The 17,124-nt window shown below is 73.4% G+C and carries 15 protein-coding genes; 5 read left to right on the top strand and 10 right to left on the bottom strand.

The genetic code is table 11. The features are described 5' to 3' along the window. Positions 1-230, top strand: a 230-nt coding sequence (locus AB0C21_RS35725; protein ID WP_500210313.1) for a hypothetical protein, incomplete at its 5' end; no start/stop codon positions are given. Positions 231-489: 259 nt separating this feature from the next. Here the strand turns inward: AB0C21_RS35725 and tyrS are convergent. From tyrS to argC, 9 genes are all read right to left on the bottom strand, one after another. Continuing rightward, entirely contained in the window at positions 490-1,767 is a 1,278-nt protein-coding gene (tyrS, locus tag AB0C21_RS35720) for a tyrosine--tRNA ligase (RefSeq protein WP_500210311.1), read from the bottom strand. 134 nt (positions 1,768-1,901) lie between these two features. After that, the gene (locus AB0C21_RS35715) at positions 1,902-2,567 is read right to left on the bottom strand and encodes a DNA-3-methyladenine glycosylase (protein ID WP_500210309.1); all 666 of its coding nucleotides are present in this window, start codon (positions 2,565-2,567) and stop codon (positions 1,902-1,904) included. A gap of 53 nt (positions 2,568-2,620) precedes the next feature. Further along, positions 2,621-4,039 (bottom strand): argininosuccinate lyase, encoded by a 1,419-nt coding sequence (argH, locus tag AB0C21_RS35710; RefSeq protein WP_200842439.1) that lies wholly within the window; start codon positions 4,037-4,039, stop codon positions 2,621-2,623. A 148-nt stretch (positions 4,040-4,187) separates the two neighbouring features. Further along, the gene (locus tag AB0C21_RS35705) at positions 4,188-4,724 is read right to left on the bottom strand and encodes an arginine repressor (RefSeq protein WP_500210321.1); all 537 of its coding nucleotides are present in this window, start codon (positions 4,722-4,724) and stop codon (positions 4,188-4,190) included. A gap of 8 nt (positions 4,725-4,732) precedes the next feature. After that, positions 4,733-5,650, bottom strand: coding sequence for an ornithine carbamoyltransferase (gene argF / locus AB0C21_RS35700; RefSeq protein WP_500210308.1), 918 nt, complete (start codon positions 5,648-5,650; stop codon positions 4,733-4,735). Continuing rightward, the gene (locus AB0C21_RS35695) at positions 5,647-6,846 is read right to left on the bottom strand and encodes an acetylornithine transaminase (RefSeq protein ID WP_353820285.1); all 1,200 of its coding nucleotides are present in this window, start codon (positions 6,844-6,846) and stop codon (positions 5,647-5,649) included. Before AB0C21_RS35695 ends, argF begins: the two co-directional genes overlap by 4 nt. Next, positions 6,843-7,757: an acetylglutamate kinase gene (argB, locus tag AB0C21_RS35690; RefSeq protein ID WP_149264803.1), complete on the bottom strand. Its 915-nt coding sequence runs from the start codon at positions 7,755-7,757 to the stop codon at positions 6,843-6,845. Before argB ends, AB0C21_RS35695 begins: the two co-directional genes overlap by 4 nt. A gap of 23 nt (positions 7,758-7,780) precedes the next feature. After that, positions 7,781-8,938, bottom strand: a complete 1,158-nt coding sequence (gene argJ / locus AB0C21_RS35685; protein WP_500210306.1) for a bifunctional glutamate N-acetyltransferase/amino-acid acetyltransferase ArgJ — start codon at positions 8,936-8,938, stop codon at positions 7,781-7,783. Beyond that, positions 8,935-9,963, bottom strand: a complete 1,029-nt coding sequence (gene argC / locus AB0C21_RS35680; protein ID WP_500210319.1) for an N-acetyl-gamma-glutamyl-phosphate reductase — start codon at positions 9,961-9,963, stop codon at positions 8,935-8,937. Before argC ends, argJ begins: the two co-directional genes overlap by 4 nt. Before the next feature lie 164 nt (positions 9,964-10,127). On the opposite strand from argC, the gene AB0C21_RS35675 reads away from it, so the two are divergent. The 3 genes from AB0C21_RS35675 to AB0C21_RS35665 are packed head-to-tail and all read left to right on the top strand — an operon-like array spanning position 10,128 to position 12,438. Then, the gene (locus tag AB0C21_RS35675) at positions 10,128-10,625 is read left to right on the top strand and encodes a MarR family winged helix-turn-helix transcriptional regulator (protein ID WP_149264778.1); all 498 of its coding nucleotides are present in this window, start codon (positions 10,128-10,130) and stop codon (positions 10,623-10,625) included. Next, positions 10,622-11,590: an ABC transporter ATP-binding protein gene (locus AB0C21_RS35670; RefSeq protein ID WP_500210304.1), complete on the top strand. Its 969-nt coding sequence runs from the start codon at positions 10,622-10,624 to the stop codon at positions 11,588-11,590. Before AB0C21_RS35675 ends, AB0C21_RS35670 begins: the two co-directional genes overlap by 4 nt. Then, positions 11,587-12,438, top strand: coding sequence for an ABC transporter permease (locus tag AB0C21_RS35665; RefSeq protein WP_500210302.1), 852 nt, complete (start codon positions 11,587-11,589; stop codon positions 12,436-12,438). Before AB0C21_RS35670 ends, AB0C21_RS35665 begins: the two co-directional genes overlap by 4 nt. Before the next feature lie 55 nt (positions 12,439-12,493). On the opposite strand, the gene AB0C21_RS35660 is transcribed toward AB0C21_RS35665, so the two are convergent. Then, the gene (locus AB0C21_RS35660) at positions 12,494-14,110 is read right to left on the bottom strand and encodes an ABC-F family ATP-binding cassette domain-containing protein (protein WP_500210300.1); all 1,617 of its coding nucleotides are present in this window, start codon (positions 14,108-14,110) and stop codon (positions 12,494-12,496) included. Positions 14,111-14,375: 265 nt separating this feature from the next. On the opposite strand from AB0C21_RS35660, the gene AB0C21_RS35655 reads away from it, so the two are divergent. Further along, entirely contained in the window at positions 14,376-17,102 is a 2,727-nt protein-coding gene (locus tag AB0C21_RS35655) for an ATP-binding protein (protein WP_500210298.1), read from the top strand. The last annotated feature ends 22 nt before the right edge of the window (positions 17,103-17,124 follow it).

The following is a 17,124-nucleotide window of genomic DNA, read 5'->3' as shown; positions in this document are numbered from 1 at the left end:
GGGGCGACCCGGCCGAACAATCGACCGAGCCGATAAAGGCACTGGCTTTTAACACGCTGTTGAGTTCTCAAGAAACGGACACCCACCGCGCCGAACCCCGCTCCCGCGGACCCCGGCTCCGGGGCAACCCTTCGATCGTACCCGATCCGTCCTGGTTTATTCAACTTCGGGCGGTTCGGCCTCATAAGTCCATTTTGGGCAAGCCACGGCTCACCCGCTTCGGGCTGTAGAGGGTTTTCCCCCGGGGCCGGCCGCCTCTCGGCGTCCCGCTCCCCCGTGGGGCGTGTAGAACATTAGGTCCCGCCGCCAGGAGCGTCAAATCAGCCCCGGCGGACGATGTATCCCCAGGTCATCTACTGTTTTCAGTCTTCGAACCATGCCCGTGCGGGGGCCGTCGTAACCGCACTGTGACGTGTATCTACCGAAGTTTGCCCTCCTCATGGCGACCGCCCGCCCGGAGCGGTTCCGGACGGGCGGTCTGAGGGCACGTCAGGAGGCGGTCACCTCGACGCCGCCCACGTTGCGCTTGCCGCGCCGCAGGACGAGGAACCGGCCGTGCAGCAGGTCGGTGGCCGCCGGTACGGCCTCCTCCGACTCGACCTTGGCGTTGTTGAGGTAGGCGCCGCCCTGGGCGATGGCGCGGCGGGCCTCCGACTTGCTCTTGCACAGCCCCGACGCCGCCAGCAGGTCCACCACGGAGGGCAGCTCTCCCGCCGGCACCTCCGCGCGGGGCACCTCGGAGAGGGCGGCTTGCAGCGTCCGCTCGTCCAGCTCCTCCAGGGACCCCTGCCCGAACAGGGCGCGGGACGCCGCGATGACCCGGGCGGTCTCGTCCGCACCGTGCACGAGCGTGGTCATCTCCTCGGCGAGCGCCCGCTGCGGGGCCCGCGCGGCAGGCCGGTCGGCTCCCTGCTTGACCAGGTCCTCGATCTCCTCGCGGGGACGGAAGCTGAAGAACTTCAGGAACTTCTCCACGTCCCGGTCGTCGGCGTTGATCCAGAACTGGTAGAACGCGTACGGCGACGTCAGCTCGGGGTCGAGCCAGTAGGTCTCGCCGCCCGCGGTCTTGCCGAACTTGGACCCGTCCGCCTTGGTCAGCAGCGGCGTGGTGAGCGCGTGCGCGCTGCCCCCCTCGACGCGCCGGATCAGGTCGACGCCCGCGGTGAGGTTGCCCCACTGGTCGCTGCCGCCGGTCTGCAGCCGGCACCCGTGGCGCCGGTACAGCTCAAGGAAGTCCATGGACTGGAGCAGGACGTAGCTGAACTCGGTGTAGCTCATCCCGGTGGTGTCGAGCCGGGCCTTGACCGTCTCCCGGGCGAGCATCCGGTTGACCGGGAAGTGCTTGCCGATGTCGCGCAGGAACTCGACGGCCGACATGGGGCCGGTCCAGTCGAGGTTGCTCACCATGGTCGCGGCGGTCGGGCCCTCGTCGAAGTCGAGGAACTTCGACACCTGGCCGCGGACCCTCTCGACCCACCCGGCGACGGTCTCCTCCGAGTTCAGGACGCGCTCGGCGCTCTTGCCGCTCGGGTCGCCGATCAGTCCCGTGGCGCCGCCGACCAGGCCGATCGGCCGGTGGCCGGCCTTCTGGAAGCGGCGCAGCGTAAGGATCTGGATCAGGTTGCCGAGGTGCAGCGAGGGCGCTGTCGGGTCGAAGCCGCAATAGAGGGTGACCGGTCCCGCGGCGAGCAGCGCCCGCAGTTCGTCCAGGTCGGTGGACTGCGCGATCAGGCCGCGCCACGCGAGATCATCCAGGATGTCGGTCACGGTCTCCCTCGTCTCCGGCTTGCTTTCCTGTGCCCACCACCCTGCACCGGCGGGCGGCTGTCACGCCAACGATATTCAACGTCCGCCCCGGTGGGGCGGGTACCGGCCGACCGCGGCGAGCGACCGCGGCCGGGTCACTTGCCGGCGGTGATGTTCCTGCGCTGCCTCGGGACGTGCGGGCGGTACGGGGAGACGGTCGGGTCGCCGTCGATCCAGAACCGCCACGGGACCTCTTTGGCGCCGTTGACACCGGTGCGGGGCCCGTTTCGGATCAGGTCCGGGTCGGCGGGCTCGCCTCTGAGGACCGTCATCTCCCCGCCCGACGTGCACACGTCCAGGCCGTTCTGCTCGCGGGCGACGCCGAGGGCCTGGCAGAGCCGGGCCGGGCCGCGGGCGAGGTCGCGGACGGTCGAGCGGGGACGGCGCGCCCGGGCGATCTCCTCACCCTCGATGATCTCGCCGGCGCGGAGCAGCACCGCCATGGACGTCCCGTCCGGCCCGCACACGAGATTCATGCAGAAGTGCATGCCGTAGGTGAAGTAGACGTAGACGTGCCCGGGCGGACCGAACATGACCTCGTTGCGCCGGGTCCGCCCCCGGTAGGCGTGGGACGCCGGGTCCAGCGGGCCCGCGTACGCCTCCACCTCGGTGAGCCGGGCGGCCACCTCCCCCTCCGGGGTGCGGTGGCTGATCACGTGCCCGAGCAGCGCGGGCGCGACCTCCTCCACCGGGCCGTCGAAGAACTCCCTGGGCAGCACCGCCGCGTCCATCGCCTCACCGTGGTCTAGGGAAAGCCTCACCGACCGACCAGCCTAGGGGGCGGCCCGCACCAGGGCGGCCGCCCCTCTCCGGTTCAGGAGTCCGAGCCGGCGGCCCAGGCGGCGTGGCCGTTGACGAGCGTGCGCAGGGCGCCGATCTGCTCGCGGACGCGGTCGGGCGCCGTCCCTCCATAGGCCTTGCGGGACGCGAGGGCGCCCTGGACGTTCAGCACCTCGCGGACGTCCGGCGTCAGGTGCGGCGACACCTTGCCGAGCTCCTCGTCGGTGAGGTCGTCGAAGTCCTTGTCGTTGACCTGGCACCAGACGACGAGGTGCCCGACGACCTCGTGGGCGTCGCGGAACGCCACGCCGCGCCGGACGAGCAGCTCGGCGAGGTCGGTGGCGAGGGCGAAGCCGTCCGGGGCGAGGGCCTCCAGCCGCTCGGTGTTGACCCGCATGGTCGCGATGAGCCCGGACATGGCGGGCAGCACGAGCAGCAGCGTCTCGACGGCGTCGAACGCGCCCTCCTTGTCCTCCTGCAGGTCGCGGTTGTAGGTGAGCGGGAGGCCCTTCAGCGTGGTGAGCAGGCCGACGAGGTGCCCGATGAGGCGGCCGGCCTTGCCGCGCGCCAGCTCGGCGACGTCGGGGTTCTTCTTCTGGGGCATGATCGACGACCCGGTGGCGTAGGTGTCGTCCATCTCGATCCAGCGGAACTCCTGCGAGGCCCACAGGCAGACCTCCTCGCCGAGGCGGGAGAGGTGCACGCCGATCAGGGCGGCCGCGAAGAGGAACTCGGCGACGAAGTCGCGGTCGGCGACGGCGTCCATGGAGTTGGGCGCGGCGGCGTCGAAGCCGAGCTCGGCGGCGGTGGCCTGCGGGTCGAGCGGCAGGGAGGAGCCGGCGAGGGCGCCGGAGCCGAGCGGGGACACGGCGGCGCGGCGGTCCCAGTCGCGCAGCCGGTCGATGTCGCGGGTGAGCGGCTGGACGTGCGCGAGGAGCTGGTGGGAGAACAGCACGGGCTGGGCGTGCTGCAGGTGGGTCATGCCGGGCGCGGCGACGCCGAGGTTGTGCTCGGCCTGCGCGATGAGCGCGGTCTCCAGCTCGACCAGCCGCGACACGATCTGCCGGACGTGGTCGCGCAGGTACAGGCGCAGGTCGGTGGCGACCTGGTCGTTGCGGCTGCGGCCGGCGCGCAGCTTGCCGCCGAGGGCGCCGAGGCGCTCCAGCAGGCCGCGCTCGAGGGCGGTGTGGACGTCCTCGTCGGCGACCGTGGGCCGGAACTCGCCGCTCCGGCACGCCTCCTCCAGGTCGTCCAGGGCACCGATCATGCGCTCGAGCTCGTCGTCGGTGAGCAGGCCCGCCCGGTTGAGGACGCGTGCGTGCGCGCGCGATCCCATCAGGTCGTAGGGGGCGAGCCGCCAGTCGAACTGGACGCTCACCGAGAGCCGCGCGAGCGCGTCCGACGGGCCGCCTTCGAACCGGCCGCCCCACAGCCGCGTCGGTGCCTTGGTCACGGAGAATCCTCTTCTTCCCACCACTGGTCGTTCGGTCAACTGCCATCTCACCACGCCGCCCCGCACGGGTACGGAACGGACGCACCCGCCGGACGCCGCGGCGCCGGCGTCCGCAACAGCGTACGGCGAATCCGCCGCGTCCCGCGGGTCAGGACGGGTCGTGCACGGGGCCGCCCGGCCCCTGGGTTCGTCGCTCGCGCGCACTGGTCAGCCGCAGCAGCGCCTGGGCGACGTCCTCCCCGCCGTCGGGGTCGCGGGCGATGACGAGGATGGAGTCGTCGCCCGCGACGGTGCCGAGGATGGACGGCCACTCGGCGTGGTCGATCGCCGAGGCCAGGTACTGGGCGGCGCCCGGCGGGGTCCGCACCATGACCAGGTTCGCCGACGCCTCGGCCGACACCAGCAGCTCGGCGGCGAGCCGGGAGAGCCGCCCGGTGAAGGTCTCGGCGGCGCCGGTGCGGGCGCGGCGGATCCGCTCGCCGCCCTCCCCCGGGACGGCGTAGATCAGGCTGCCGTCGTCGGCACGGAGTTTCACCGCGCCGATCTCGACCAGGTCGCGGGACAGCGTGGCCTGGGTGACCTCGACGCCCTCGTCCCCGAGGAGCTTCGCGAGCTCCCCCTGCGAGTGGACGGGGTGCCGGGTCAGCAGCTCGATCACCCGGGCGTGCCGCGCGGCCTTGGTCATGGGGGTCGTCACCGGGAGCGCTCCAGGAGCCACACGAGCAGCGCCTTCTGCGCGTGCAGCCGGTTCTCGGCCTCGTCCCAGACCCGGCTCTGCGGGCCGTCGAGGACGGAGGCGGCGATCTCCTTGCCGCGGTAGGCGGGCAGGCAGTGCAGCACGATCGCCTCGGGGTCGGCGAGGGCGAGCAGCCCCTCGGTCACCGAGTACGGCTCGTACAGCGAGGTGTCCTTGCCGTCCTGGCCCATCGACACCCACGTGTCGGTGGCGAGGACGTCGGCTCCCGCGGCGGCCGCGGCGGCGTCGGCGGTGACCGTCACGGACCCGCCGGTCGCGGCCGCGATCTCCGTCGCGCGCGCGACGACCGCGGGGGCGGGCGGCAGGGAGGCGGGGGCGCCGATCCGGACGTGCATCCCGGCGGTGGCTCCGCCGAGCAGGTAGGAGTGCGCCATGTTGTTGGCGCCGTCGCCGAAGTAGGCGAGGGTGGCGCCGGCGAGGCCGCCCTTGGCCTCCCGGACGGTCTGGAGGTCGGCGAGGATCTGGCAGGGGTGGAACTCGTCGGTGAGGGCGTTGACGACCGGGACCGCGGTGCCGGCGGCCATCTCCTCGATGCGCTCCTGCCCGGCCGTGCGCCACACGATGGCGCTGACCTGGCGTTCGAGGACGCGGGCGGTGTCGGCGATGGTCTCGCCGCGGCCGAGCTGGCTCGTTCCCGCGTCCATCACCAGGGGGTTGCCGCCGAGCTCGGCGATGCCGACGGCGAACGACAGCCGGGTCCGCGTGGACGGCTTGTCGAACAGCACGGCCACCGAGCGCGGACCCTCCAGCGGCCGGTGGCCGAAGCGGTCCTTCTTCACCTGCGCGGCGAGGTCGAGGACTTCGGCCTGCTCGCCGGGGGTGAGGTCGTCGTCCCGCAGAAAGTGCCTGGTCACGGTCGCTTCTCCTGCTCGGTGGCGGCGGCGTCGAGGATACCGGGGAACGCCTCGGTGAACGAGTCCGCCTGCTCGGCGGTGAGGACCAGCGGCGGCGCGAGGCGCACCGCGTCCGGCCGGAGCGCGTTGACCAGGAAGCCCGCGTCGCGGGCGGCGGCCTCCACCGCGGCCGCGTGCGGCCCGGTCAGCACGGTCGCCAGCCACAGCCCGCGGCCCCGCACGCCCGCGAGCAGCGGGTGGTCGACGGCGTCGAGGCCGGCGGCGAGGGACTCCCCCACGGAGGCGGCGTGGGCGAGCAGGCCGTCCTTCTCGATGGTGGTGAGGACGGCGAGGGCCGCCGCCGCGGCGACCGGGTTGCCGCCGAACGTGCTGCCGTGGTCGCCCTTGGCGAACAGGTCGCCGTGCGGGCCGAACGCGACGCACGCCCCGATCGGCAGGCCGCCGCCGAGGCCCTTGGCGAGGGTGAGGACGTCGGGCCTGGCGTCCTCGTGCTCGAAGGCGAACCAGGTGCCGGTGCGGCCGATCGCGGACTGGATCTCGTCGGCGACGAACAGCGCGCCCGCCGCGTCGCAGATCCGGCGGACGGCGGCGAAGTACCCGTCCGGCGGCGGGACGACCCCGGCCTCGCCCTGGGTGGGCTCCAGGAACACCGCCGCGCAGTGCTCGTCCACCGCGGCCTCGAGCGCGCCCGCGTCCCCGTACGGGACGAAGCGGACATCGATGCCGAACGGCCCGAACGGCTCCCGGATCGCGGCCTTGCCCGTCAGGCTCAGCGCGCCGAGCGTCCGGCCGTGGAAGCCGTCCTCGGCCGCGACGACGTACGGGCGCCCGTTCGCCTTCCCGTACTTGAGGGCGAGCTTGAGCGCGCACTCGTTCGCCTCGGTGCCGCTGTTGGCCAGGAACACCTTGCCGTCGCCGCCCAGCAGCTCCCGCAGCCGCTCGGCGAGCAGCACCTCCGGCTCGTGCAGGAAGAGGTTGGAGGTGTGCGCGATGGTCGCGGCCTGGGACGCCACCGCCTCGACGAGCGCGGGGTGGCCGTGCCCGAGCGAGCTGACCGCGATCCCCGCGATGAGGTCGAGGTACTCGCGGCCGTCGGTGTCCCACACCCGGCAGCCCTCGCCGCGCGCGAGCGCCACGGGCGGGACGCCGTAGTTCGGCATGAACGCCGCCTCGAACCGCTCCCTGAGATCGCTCATGAGGTCTCCTCCGCCCCGGTCGCCCCCGGAGGGCTGGGCAGCACCATCGTTCCGATCCCTTCGTCGGTGAAGATCTCCAGCAGCAGCGAGTGCAGGACCCGGCCGTCCAGGACGTGGGCCTGCGGGACGCCGCCGCGCACGGCCGCGAGGCAGGCCTCCATCTTGGGCACCATCCCCGCCGACAGGTCCGGCAGCAGCACGGCCAGCTCGTCGGTGGTGAGCCTGTCGATGACGTCGTCGCTGTCGGGCCAGTCGGCGTAGAGGCCCTCGACGTCGGTGAGGACGACGAGCTTCGCCGCGTCGAGCGCGACGGCCAGCGCGGCGGCGGCGGTGTCGGCGTTGACGTTGTAGACCTCGCCGTCGTCGCCGCGCGCGATGCTGGAGACCACCGGGACGCGGCCGTCGTCCAGCAGGGCCCGCACGGCCCCGACCTGCACCTCGACGATCTCGCCGACCTGGCCGATGTCGACGGGCGCGCCGTCCACGACCGCCCGCTTGCGCTCGGCGGTGAACAGGTTCGCGTCCTCGCCGGACATGCCGACCGCGAACGGGCCGTGCCGGTTGATCAGCCCGACGACGTCGCGCTGCACCTGCCCGGTCAGCACCATCCGGACGACCTCCATGGCCTCCGGGGTGGTGACCCGCAGCCCGGCGGTGAACGTCGAGTCGATGCCGTTGCGGGCCAGCGCCGCGTTGATCTGCGGACCGCCGCCGTGCACGATCACGGGCTTCAGCCCCGCGTAGCGCAGGAACACCACGTCCTCGGCGAAGGAGTGGCGCAGTTCCTCGTCGGTCATGGCGTGCCCGCCGTACTTGATCACGACGGTCGTGCCGTGGAACCGCTCCAGCCACGGCAGGGCCTTGATCAGCGTCTCGGCCTTGCTCATGACGCCCAGCCGGTTCTTGCGCATCTCCGCGCCCGAGGTCACCGCGCTCATGTCGAGTACGCCGAGTTCTCGTGGACGTAGTCGGCCGTGAGGTCGGTGGTCCAGACGGTGGCGCTGTGCGGGCCCGCGGACAGGTCGACGGTGATCGTCACGTCGCGGGGGCGCAGGTCGACCTTGTCGCGGTCGTCGCCGAACGAGCCGTTCCGGCACACCCACACGCCGTTGATCGCGACATTGAGGTGGTCGGGCTCGAACACCGCGTCGGTGGTGCCGACGGCCGACAGCACCCGGCCCCAGTTGGGGTCCTCGCCGTGGATCGCGCACTTGAGCAGGTTGTTGCGGGCGACGGAGCGCCCGACGGTGACCGCGTCGTCCTCGGACGCGGCGCCGACGACCTCGATCGCGATGGCCTTGGACGCGCCCTCGGCGTCCACGAGCAGCTGCCGGGTGAGGTCGCCGCACACCTCGGTGAGCAGCGCGGTGAACTCCTCCTCGTCCGGGACGACCTCGGCGGCGCCCGACGCCAGCAGCAGCACGGTGTCGTTGGTGGACATGCACCCGTCGGAGTCGAGCCGGTCGAGGGTGACGCCGGTGGCCGCGCGCAGCGCCCGGTCGAGCGCTTCCGCGGGCAGGTCGGCGTCGGTGGTGACGACGCAGAGCATGGTGGCCAGGGAGGGGGCGAGCATGCCCGCGCCCTTCGCCATCGCGCCGATCATGTAGCCGCCGGCGCCCTGCCGGAACGAGATCTTGGCGACGGTGTCGGTGGTGCGGATCGCGTCGGCGGCGGCGAGCCCGCCGTCGCCGCGCGACAGCTCGGCGGCGGCCTTCTCGACGCCGGGCAGCAGCAGGTCCATCGGCAGCCGCTCGCCGATCAGCCCGGTGGAGCAGACGGCGATCTCGCCGGCCGAGTCGTCCAGCAGCTCGGCGGCCTTCTCGGCGGTGGCGTGGGTGTCCTGGAAGCCGGGGGCGCCGGTGCAGGCGTTGGCGCCGCCCGCGTTCAGCACGACGGCGCGGACGCGGGCGCCCTTGAGGACCTGCTCCGACCACAGGACGGGCGCGGCCCGCACCCGGTTGCGGGTGAAGACGCCGGCGGCCGCGCGGGACGGCCCGTCGTTGACGACGAGGGCCAGGTCGCGGTTGCCGCTGTCCTTCAGCCCGGCGACGACGCCGGCGGCGCGGAAACCCCGGGGGGCGGTGACGCTCAAGGGGACACTCCGATCGTGGTCAGCCCGAGTTCTTCCGGGAGGCCGAGGGCGAGGTTGGCGCTCTGCACCGCGCCGCCCGCGGTGCCCTTGGTGAGGTTGTCGACGGCGGCGACCACGACGACGCGCCCGGCCGCCTCGTCCAGCGCGACCTGGACGAGGACGGTGTTCGCGCCGAGGGTCATGGACGTGGCGGGCCACTGCCCCTCCGGCAGCAGCCCGAGGAACGGCTCGCCCGCGTAGGCCTCCTCGTAGGCGGCGCGCAGCGCGGCGGCGGTGACGCCGGGACGCGCCTTCGCGGTGCAGGTGGCGAGGATGCCGCGGCTCATCGGCGCGAGCGTCGGGGTGAAGGAGACCGTGACCGGCTCGCCCGCCGCCGCGCTCAGGTTCTGGATCATCTCGGGCGTATGCCTATGCGTGCCGCCGACAGCGTAGGCGGACACCGAGCCCATCACCTCGCTGCCCAGCAGATGGGGCTTGAGGGCCCGCCCGGCCCCGGAGGTGCCCGACGCCGCCACCACGACGACGTCGGGTTCGGCGAGGCCGGCGGCGAGCGCCGGGAACATCGCGAGCGAGACGGCCGTCGGGTAGCAGCCGGGCACGGCGACGCGCCTGGCGGAGCGCAGCGCGTCCCGGTGGCCGGGCAGTTCGGGCAGGCCGTAGGGCCAGGTGCCCGCGTGGGGCGTGCCGTAGAACTTCTCCCAGTTGGCGGGGTCGGCGAGGCGGTGGTCGGCGCCGCAGTCGATGACCAGGACGTCCTCGCCGAGCTGCTCGGCGAGCGGCCCGGACCGGCCGTGCGGCAGGGCCAGGAACACCACGTCGTGGCCGGAGAGCGTGCCGGGGGTGGTCTCCTCCAGAACGCGCCCGGCCAGGGATCGCAGGTGGGGCTGGTGCGCGCCGAGCTCGGCGCCCGCGTTGGCGCCCGCCGTCAGCGCGCCGATCTCGAACTCTGGATGTCCCGCCAGGATGCGCAGCACCTCGCCGCCCGCGTAGCCGCTGGCGCCGGCGACCGCCGTCCGGATTCCCATGTCCACTCTGCCCTTCGATAACAGTAAGCAAGAGTATGCATGAGACTGGATGTCTATTCAACGACGGGTTACGTCTTTCACACCGCTGAGACAAGCACCACAGGGCAGATACTTAGGCATCTAATGATTTGCCCCCTAAACATCAGTGCCCTAACATCACTCGCATGGAGAACCACGGTCTCGAAGACCTCAAGTTGTTCGGTCCCGTGGAGGAGTGGCCGGTCGGACGGCTCTTCGGCGCCGCCTCACGGCTGTCGGGCCCGATCGTGTGGCGCATCATCGAGCGGCACGGCATCAGCCCGGCGGGCTTCTTCCTGCTGCGCCTGCTCATCGTGGAGGACGGCCTGCGCCCCGGGGAGGTCGCCAAGCGCCTGATGGTCACCCCCGCGACGGTCACCTCGGTCGTCGACACGCTGGAGCGCAACGGGCACGTGCGGCGCGAGCGCTCCTACCGGGACCGGCGCGGCGTGATGCTGCTCATCACCGACTCCGGCCGGCGGTTCCTGGCCGAGAAGTCCGGCCCCATCGGCCGCGATCTCTCCCGCCTCTACGACGTCGTCGACGAGGACGACGAGGCGGCCGTCCGCCGGTTCCTGCTCAGGTTGATCCAGAAATTCGAGAACTACTCCCCCGACGAGGAAGCGAAGGGAGACGGCGCGTGACCAATCCCCCCGAAACCGCCGTTCGCACGGTCGACTTGAGGAAGACCTATCCCGCGTCCGGGCCGCGCCCCGCGGTGCCCGCCGTCCAGGGCATCGACCTGGACGTCCCGCGCGGCGAGTTCTTCGGCCTGCTCGGCCCGAACGGCGCGGGCAAGTCGACCACGATCGGCATGCTCACCACGCTCGTCGTCCCGACCGGCGGCAGCGCCCAGGTGTCCGGCCTGGACGTGGTGAAGGACGCCGTCGAGATCAAGCGCCGCATCGGCGTGGTCTCGCAGAACAACACCCTCGACAACGAGCTCACCGTCGCCGAGAACCTGGAGTTCCGCGGGCGGTACTTCGGGCTCGGCGCGCGGGACGCCCGCAGGCGCGCCGCCGAGCTGCTGGAGCTGTTCGGGCTGACCGAGCAGCGCGGCGGCAACCCGTTCGAGATCTCCGGCGGGCAGGCCAAGCGCGTGATGATCTGCCGTGCCCTCATGCACGGCCCCGAGGTGCTGTTCCTGGACGAGCCGACCGCCGGCCTCGACCCGCAGACCCGCACCAACCTCTGGGAGGTGCTGCGGGGGCTGCAGGCGGGCGGGCAGACGATCGTCCTCACCACCCACTACATGGAGGAGGCCGAGGCGCTCTGCGACCGGGTCGCGGTCGTCGACCACGGCAAGGTCCTCGCCAGCGGCACCGTCGACCAGCTGAAGTCCAGCGCCGGCGCCGACACCGTCATCACGGTGACCTACGACGCCCCCGCCCCGCAGGAGATCAAGAAGCTCGGCGACCGGACCGGCATCAGCAAGGTCGAGGTCACCGACGGCCAGGTCCGCGTGTTCGCGGCCGAGCCCGACGGCATCCTCGGCGAGCTCGTCACGATCGGCTCGGCCGCCGGCGTGGGCGTCACCGACGCGACGCAGCTGCGCCCGAGCCTGGAGACCGTCTTCCTCACCCTCACCGGAAGGGACTACCGCGAGTGACCGCCACCTCCGCCCCCGCCGTTCTGGCACCGCCGCCGCCGGCGCGGGCCACGGTGCCCCGCACGTTCGCCGCGATGATGGCGCGCGAGGCGCTCGTCATGCGCAAGAACTTCCTGTCGACGTTCGTCCGGGTGCTGGTGCAGCCGGTCATGTTCGTGTTCGTGTTCGCCTACGTGCTGCCGAAGCTCGGCGGCGGCGCCATGGCGGGCGGGCCCGGCGGGCCGACGTTCTCCACCATCCTGCTGCCCGGGCTCGTCGGCTCGTCGATCATCATGCAGGCGATGATGGCGGTGATCTTCCCGCTGATGATGGAGCTGAACTGGCAGAAGTCGATCACGGACCGGGCGCTGGCGCCGGTGCCGGTGCCGCTGCTGGCCGTGCAGAAGATCATCGCGGCGGCGGTCCAGGGCCTGATCGGCGGGCTGCTGGTGTTCCCCGCGGTCCTGTTCATCCACGCCGAGGGCCAGTCGCCCGAGGTGCACGTGGACAACTGGCCGGTCCTGATCGCGGTGATGGTGGTCGGCGCGCTGATGTCGGCGTCCGGCGGGCTGCTGCTCGGCACCCTGATGAACCCGCAGAAGGTCCAGGTGCTGTTCGCGATGGTGCTGCTGCCGATGACGATGCTCGGGTGCGTCTACTACCCGTGGTCGGCGCTCGACAACATCCGCTGGCTGCAGATCCTCAGCCTGTTCAACCCGCTGGTGTACGTCAGCGAGGGGCTGCGCAGCGCGCTCACGCCAGAGATCCCGCACATGCCGGTGTGGGCGTTCCTGCTCGCCATCGTCGGCGGGACGGCCCTGCTGGCGTGGGGGGCGACCCGCACCTTCACCAAGCGCGTGCTGACCTGACCGGCCCTTCGGCGGCCCCCGCGCGGTTCCGGCCGCGCGGGGGCCGCCGCGTGTTCTACATCGGCTCGACCTCGGTGAGCCCGGACGCCCGGTCCATGCGCAGCCAGCGGGTGATGCCGAGCGTACGCAGGAACGGCACGTCGTGGCTGACCACGACCAGCGCGCCCTCGTAGGCTGCGAGCGCCTGCCCGAGCTGCGCGGCGCTGGCCATGTCGAGGTTGTTCGTCGGTTCGTCCAGCAGCAGCAGCTGCGGGGCCGGCTCGGCGAGCAGCAGCGACGCCAGCACGGCGCGGAACCGCTCGCCGCCCGACAGGGTCCCGGCGGGCTGGTCGGCCCGCGCGCCGCGGAACAGGAACCGCGCCAATCCGGCCCGGATCCGCGCCGGCGGCGCCGACGGCGCCTGCACGCGGACGTTCTCGACGACGCTGAGGTCCTCGTCCAGGACGTCGAGCCGCTGCGGCAGGTAGCGGACGCCGTCCACCCCGAGCTTCACCGCCGTGCCCTCGGGGACGCGGTCGCCCACGAGGGCCCGCAGGAACGTGGTCTTGCCCGAGCCGTTCGGCCCGACGAGCGCGATCCGCTCCGGCCCTCGGACGATCAGCTCCGCCAGCGTGCCGGGCTCCGGCTCGGGCGCGGTCAGGCCCGTCACGGTCAGGACCGTCCGCCCCGCCGGGACGCGGGTGGCGGGCAGCTCGACGCGGATCCCGGCGTCCTCGCGGACGGCCTCCTCCGCCTCGGTGAGCCGCGTGCGGGCGTCGGCGAGCCGCTCCTCGTGCATGATCCGGTGCTTGCCCGCCGAGACCTGGGCCTGCCGCTTGCGCTCGCCCATCACGATCTTGGGCTCGCGCTTGTTCTCCTGCATCTTGCTGCCGTAGCGCTTGCGCCGGGCGAGCTTGACATGGGCCTCCTCCAGTTCGCGCTTCTGGCGGCGCAGGTCGGTCTCGGCGGCCCGGACCGTCCGTTCCGCCGCCTCCCGCTCGACGGCGAGCAGGTCCTCGTAGGCCGAGAGGTTGCCGCCGAAGGACCGGACGGCGCCGTCGCGCAGGTCGGCGATCTCGTCGACGCGGTCGAGCAGCTCCCGGTCGTGGCTGACGACGACGAGCACGCCCGTCCAGGACGCGACCGCCTCGTACAGGCGGTGGCGCGCGTCCAGGTCCAGGTTGTTGGTCGGCTCGTCGAGCAGCAGGACGTCCGGACGGGCGAGGAACCGGGCCGCCAGCCCGGTCATCACGGCCTCGCCGCCCGACAGCGTCGGGACCGTCCGGTCCAGGTCGAGATGGCCGAGGCCGAGCCGGTCGAGTTCCGCGCGGGCGCGCTCCTCGACGTCCCAGTCGTCCCCGACCGCGGTGAAGTTCTCCTCCGTGGCCTCGCCGCGCTCGATGGCGTGCAGCGCCGCGCGGGTCGCGGTGATGCCGAGCAGGTCCGAGACCGTTGCGGTGTCGTCGAGGACGAGGTTCTGCGGCAGGTAGCCGATCTCCCCCTCGACGCTGACGGTGCCCGACCCGGGACGCAGCTCACCGGCGATGATCTTCAGCAGGGTGGACTTGCCGGAGCCGTTGACGCCGATCAGACCCGTCCGGCCGGTGCCGAACGCGGCGTCCAGCCCGTCCAGCACGACGGTGCCGTCCTCCCAGGCGAACGACAGGTCCGAGCACACGATGGCGAATGACATGGGCGGCCTCCATGGATGGGTGGGAGAAAGTGCGGGTACGCATGGAGACACCGCGGATCGCGCGACGCGCCAGCGGGCATGGAAAAGCCCGGCGGGGAAGAAGTCCGCACTGAGGTCACGTGCGCGGGCCGAGAGCGGCCACTGCGCGGTGTCGGACCTCAGATCCTCAATGGACTCCCCAACCGGGCGGCGATGTGACGCGGTACAGATTACCGGACGACTTATCGCAACACAAGTAGCGTTAAGAATCGGCATGCTTGTCCGGATGGGGACCGTCAGCCCGGTGTTCGCCGGACGCACACCGGAACTGCGCGCGTTACGCGCGGCGCACGCGCGGGCGTGCGCGGGCGAGGCCGCGGCCGTGCTCGTCGGCGCCGAGGCGGGCGGCGGCAAGACGCGCCTGGTCGCCGAGTTCACCCGGGACCTGCGCACGCTCACCGGCGCCTGCCTCGACCTCGGTGTCGCCGGCCTCCCCTACGCCCCGTTCAGCGCGGTCCTGCGGAGCGCCGGGCGGGAGGCGATCGTCTCCCTGACGCCGGCGGCGGCCCTGCCGGACCTGGCCCGGCTCATGCCCGACCTGACCGCCGCGACGCCCCCGCCCGACGACGGCGCCGGCCGGCTGCGGCTGTTCGAGCGGGTCCTCGCCCTGATCGAGCGGCTGGCGGAGGCCGGACCGGTCACGCTCCTCATCGAGGACGCCCACTGGGCCGACGGCTCCACCCGCGACCTGCTGACGTTCCTGTTCCGCAACCCGCCGCGCGCCGCGGTGCTGCCAGTGGTCACCTTCCGCCCCGAGGAGCCCGGCACACGGCCGTGGTTCGCCGAACTGGCCCGCCTCCCCCACGTGGCCCGGCTGGACCTGCCGCCCCTCACCCCGGACGAGGTCGCCGACCAGGTGCGCGGCATCCTCGGCGGCGCCGACCCCGAGGCGGTGCGGGACGCCCACGCGCGCGGCGGCGGCAATCCCCTCTTCGTCGAGGCGATCGTCGCGAGCCCCGGCGCCGCGGTGCCGGGTTCCCTGCGGGACCTGCTGCTCGCGCGCGTCCACCGCCTCCCCCGGGCGACCGGCGAGGTGCTGCGGGCCGTCGGCGCCGCCGGGGCCGGAGCGGGGCACGGCCTGCTGGCCGCGGTGACCGACCTGCCCGAACCGGAGCTGAGCGAGGCGCTGCGCCCGGCCGTCGACCACGGCCTGCTGGTCGTGGACGGCGACGGTTACGCGTTCCGGCACGCGCTCATCCGCGAGGCCGTCCACGAGGACATGCTCCCCGGCGAGCGGTCCGCCCTCCACCGGCGGTTCGCCGAGGCCATCGAGCGCTCCCCGGAGCTGAGCGACGCCCCGGCGAGTGCGCTGGCCGTCCACTGGCAGGGCTGCGGCGACCACGCCAGGGCGCTGGCCGCCGCGTGGCGGGCCGCCGGGGAGCGCAAGGCCGCCACCGCCCACGCCGAGCAGCTGGACCTCCTCGAGCGCGTCCTCGACCTGTGGGACCGCGTCCCCGGCGCCGCGTCCCGCATCGGCCTCGGCCGCCACGAGGTCATGGCGGAGGCGGCCCGGGCGGCCGGGGCGGCCGGCGACCCGGCTCGCGGCCTTCCGCTCGTGCAGCGGATGCTGGACGAGACGGGCGACGAGCACGCGGCCGAGCTGCTGACCCTCCGCGCGCTGATGCTCGGGTACCAGGGCGACGACGCCGAGCTGGACGACCTCCGGCGGGCCGAACGGCTCGCCGCCGAGCCCGGACCCGTCCGCGTCCTGGCCCTGGGGCGGCTCAGCGGCCGGCTCCTGGTCTACGGCGAGACGCGCGAGGCGGAACGGCTCGGCCGGGAGGGCATCGAGCTGGACCGCCGCCTCGGCCGGTCGTCGATGACCCAGGACCTGGAGGTCACGGTAGCGGCCGCCGCGGCGAGGGACGGCGACGGCGACATCACGTCCCTGGAGCGGCTCCGGCGGCGCGGGCTCCCTCCGCGCGTACGCGTCCGGGCGCTGAACTTCCTGGCGCACTGCCACCTCAACGCCGGCCGCCTCGCCGAGGCGCTGGCGTCGGTCGCCGAGGGCCTCGCCGCCGCGGAGGAGGCGGGCCTGGCGCACAGCGCGGGGCTGCCCCTGGCCGTCAACGAGGTGGAGGCGCTGTACCGCCTCGGCCGCTGGGACGAGGCGGCCGGCATGCTCCGGCGGCGGCTGGCCCGCCACCACGGCCCCGCCTTCCGCGTCCAGATGATGATCTGGCGCACCGCGCTGCTGGCCGCCCGCGGAACGGGGCCGGAACCCGATCCGCAGGTCCTGGCCCTGCCGCTCGACGCCGGGTTCCCCCAGACCACGCTGCCGCTCGCCCAGATGGTCATCGAGTGGCGGCTGGCGGAGGACGACCGGCCGGCGGCCCGCGCGACCGCCGACGCCGTCCTGCGCCATCCGCGGCTGACCGTCCAGCCCTGCTACGCCTGGCCGCTGCTGGAGGCCGCCGCACGCGCCGGCGGGCCGTCGCTTCCCCGGGTGGCCGAGGTCGCCGCGCGGCTGCCCGCCGCCACCCCGGTCGAGGCGGCCCACCAGGCGGCGGTGACCGCCCTGACCGAAGGCGCCGCCCCCTGGGACCGGGTGGTCGATGCCTGGGAACGGCTGAAGCAGCCGTACCCGCTGGCCGGCGCGCTGTTCGACGCCGCCTGCGCCGACCTCGCGGCCGGGGACCGGACGGCGGCCGCCGCACGGATCCACCGCGCCGCCGGGATCGCCGCCGGCCTCGGCGCGGCGCCGCTGGCCCGGCGCATCTCCGAACGCGCCCGCCGCGCGGGCCTGGCGGGCCCGTCCGGCGGCCCGCTCACCGCCCGCGAGTCGGAGGTGGTCCGACTGCTGGCGCGCGGGCGCTCCAACCGGGAGATCGCCGAGGAACTGGTCATCTCTCCCAAGACCGCGAGCGTCCACGTCTCCAACATCCTCGCCAAGCTCGGGGTCGCGTCCCGCGGCGAGGCGGCCGCCGCCGCCCGCGACCGCGGCCTGGCCTAGGCCGGCGGGCGCGCGGATAAGG

The organism is Spirillospora sp. NPDC049024 (assembly GCF_040649235.1).
GTDB lineage: Bacteria > Actinomycetota > Actinomycetes > Streptosporangiales > Streptosporangiaceae > Spirillospora.
The sequence above is the reverse complement of the archived record's forward strand: the minus strand, read 5'-3'. Positions and strand labels throughout refer to the sequence as shown.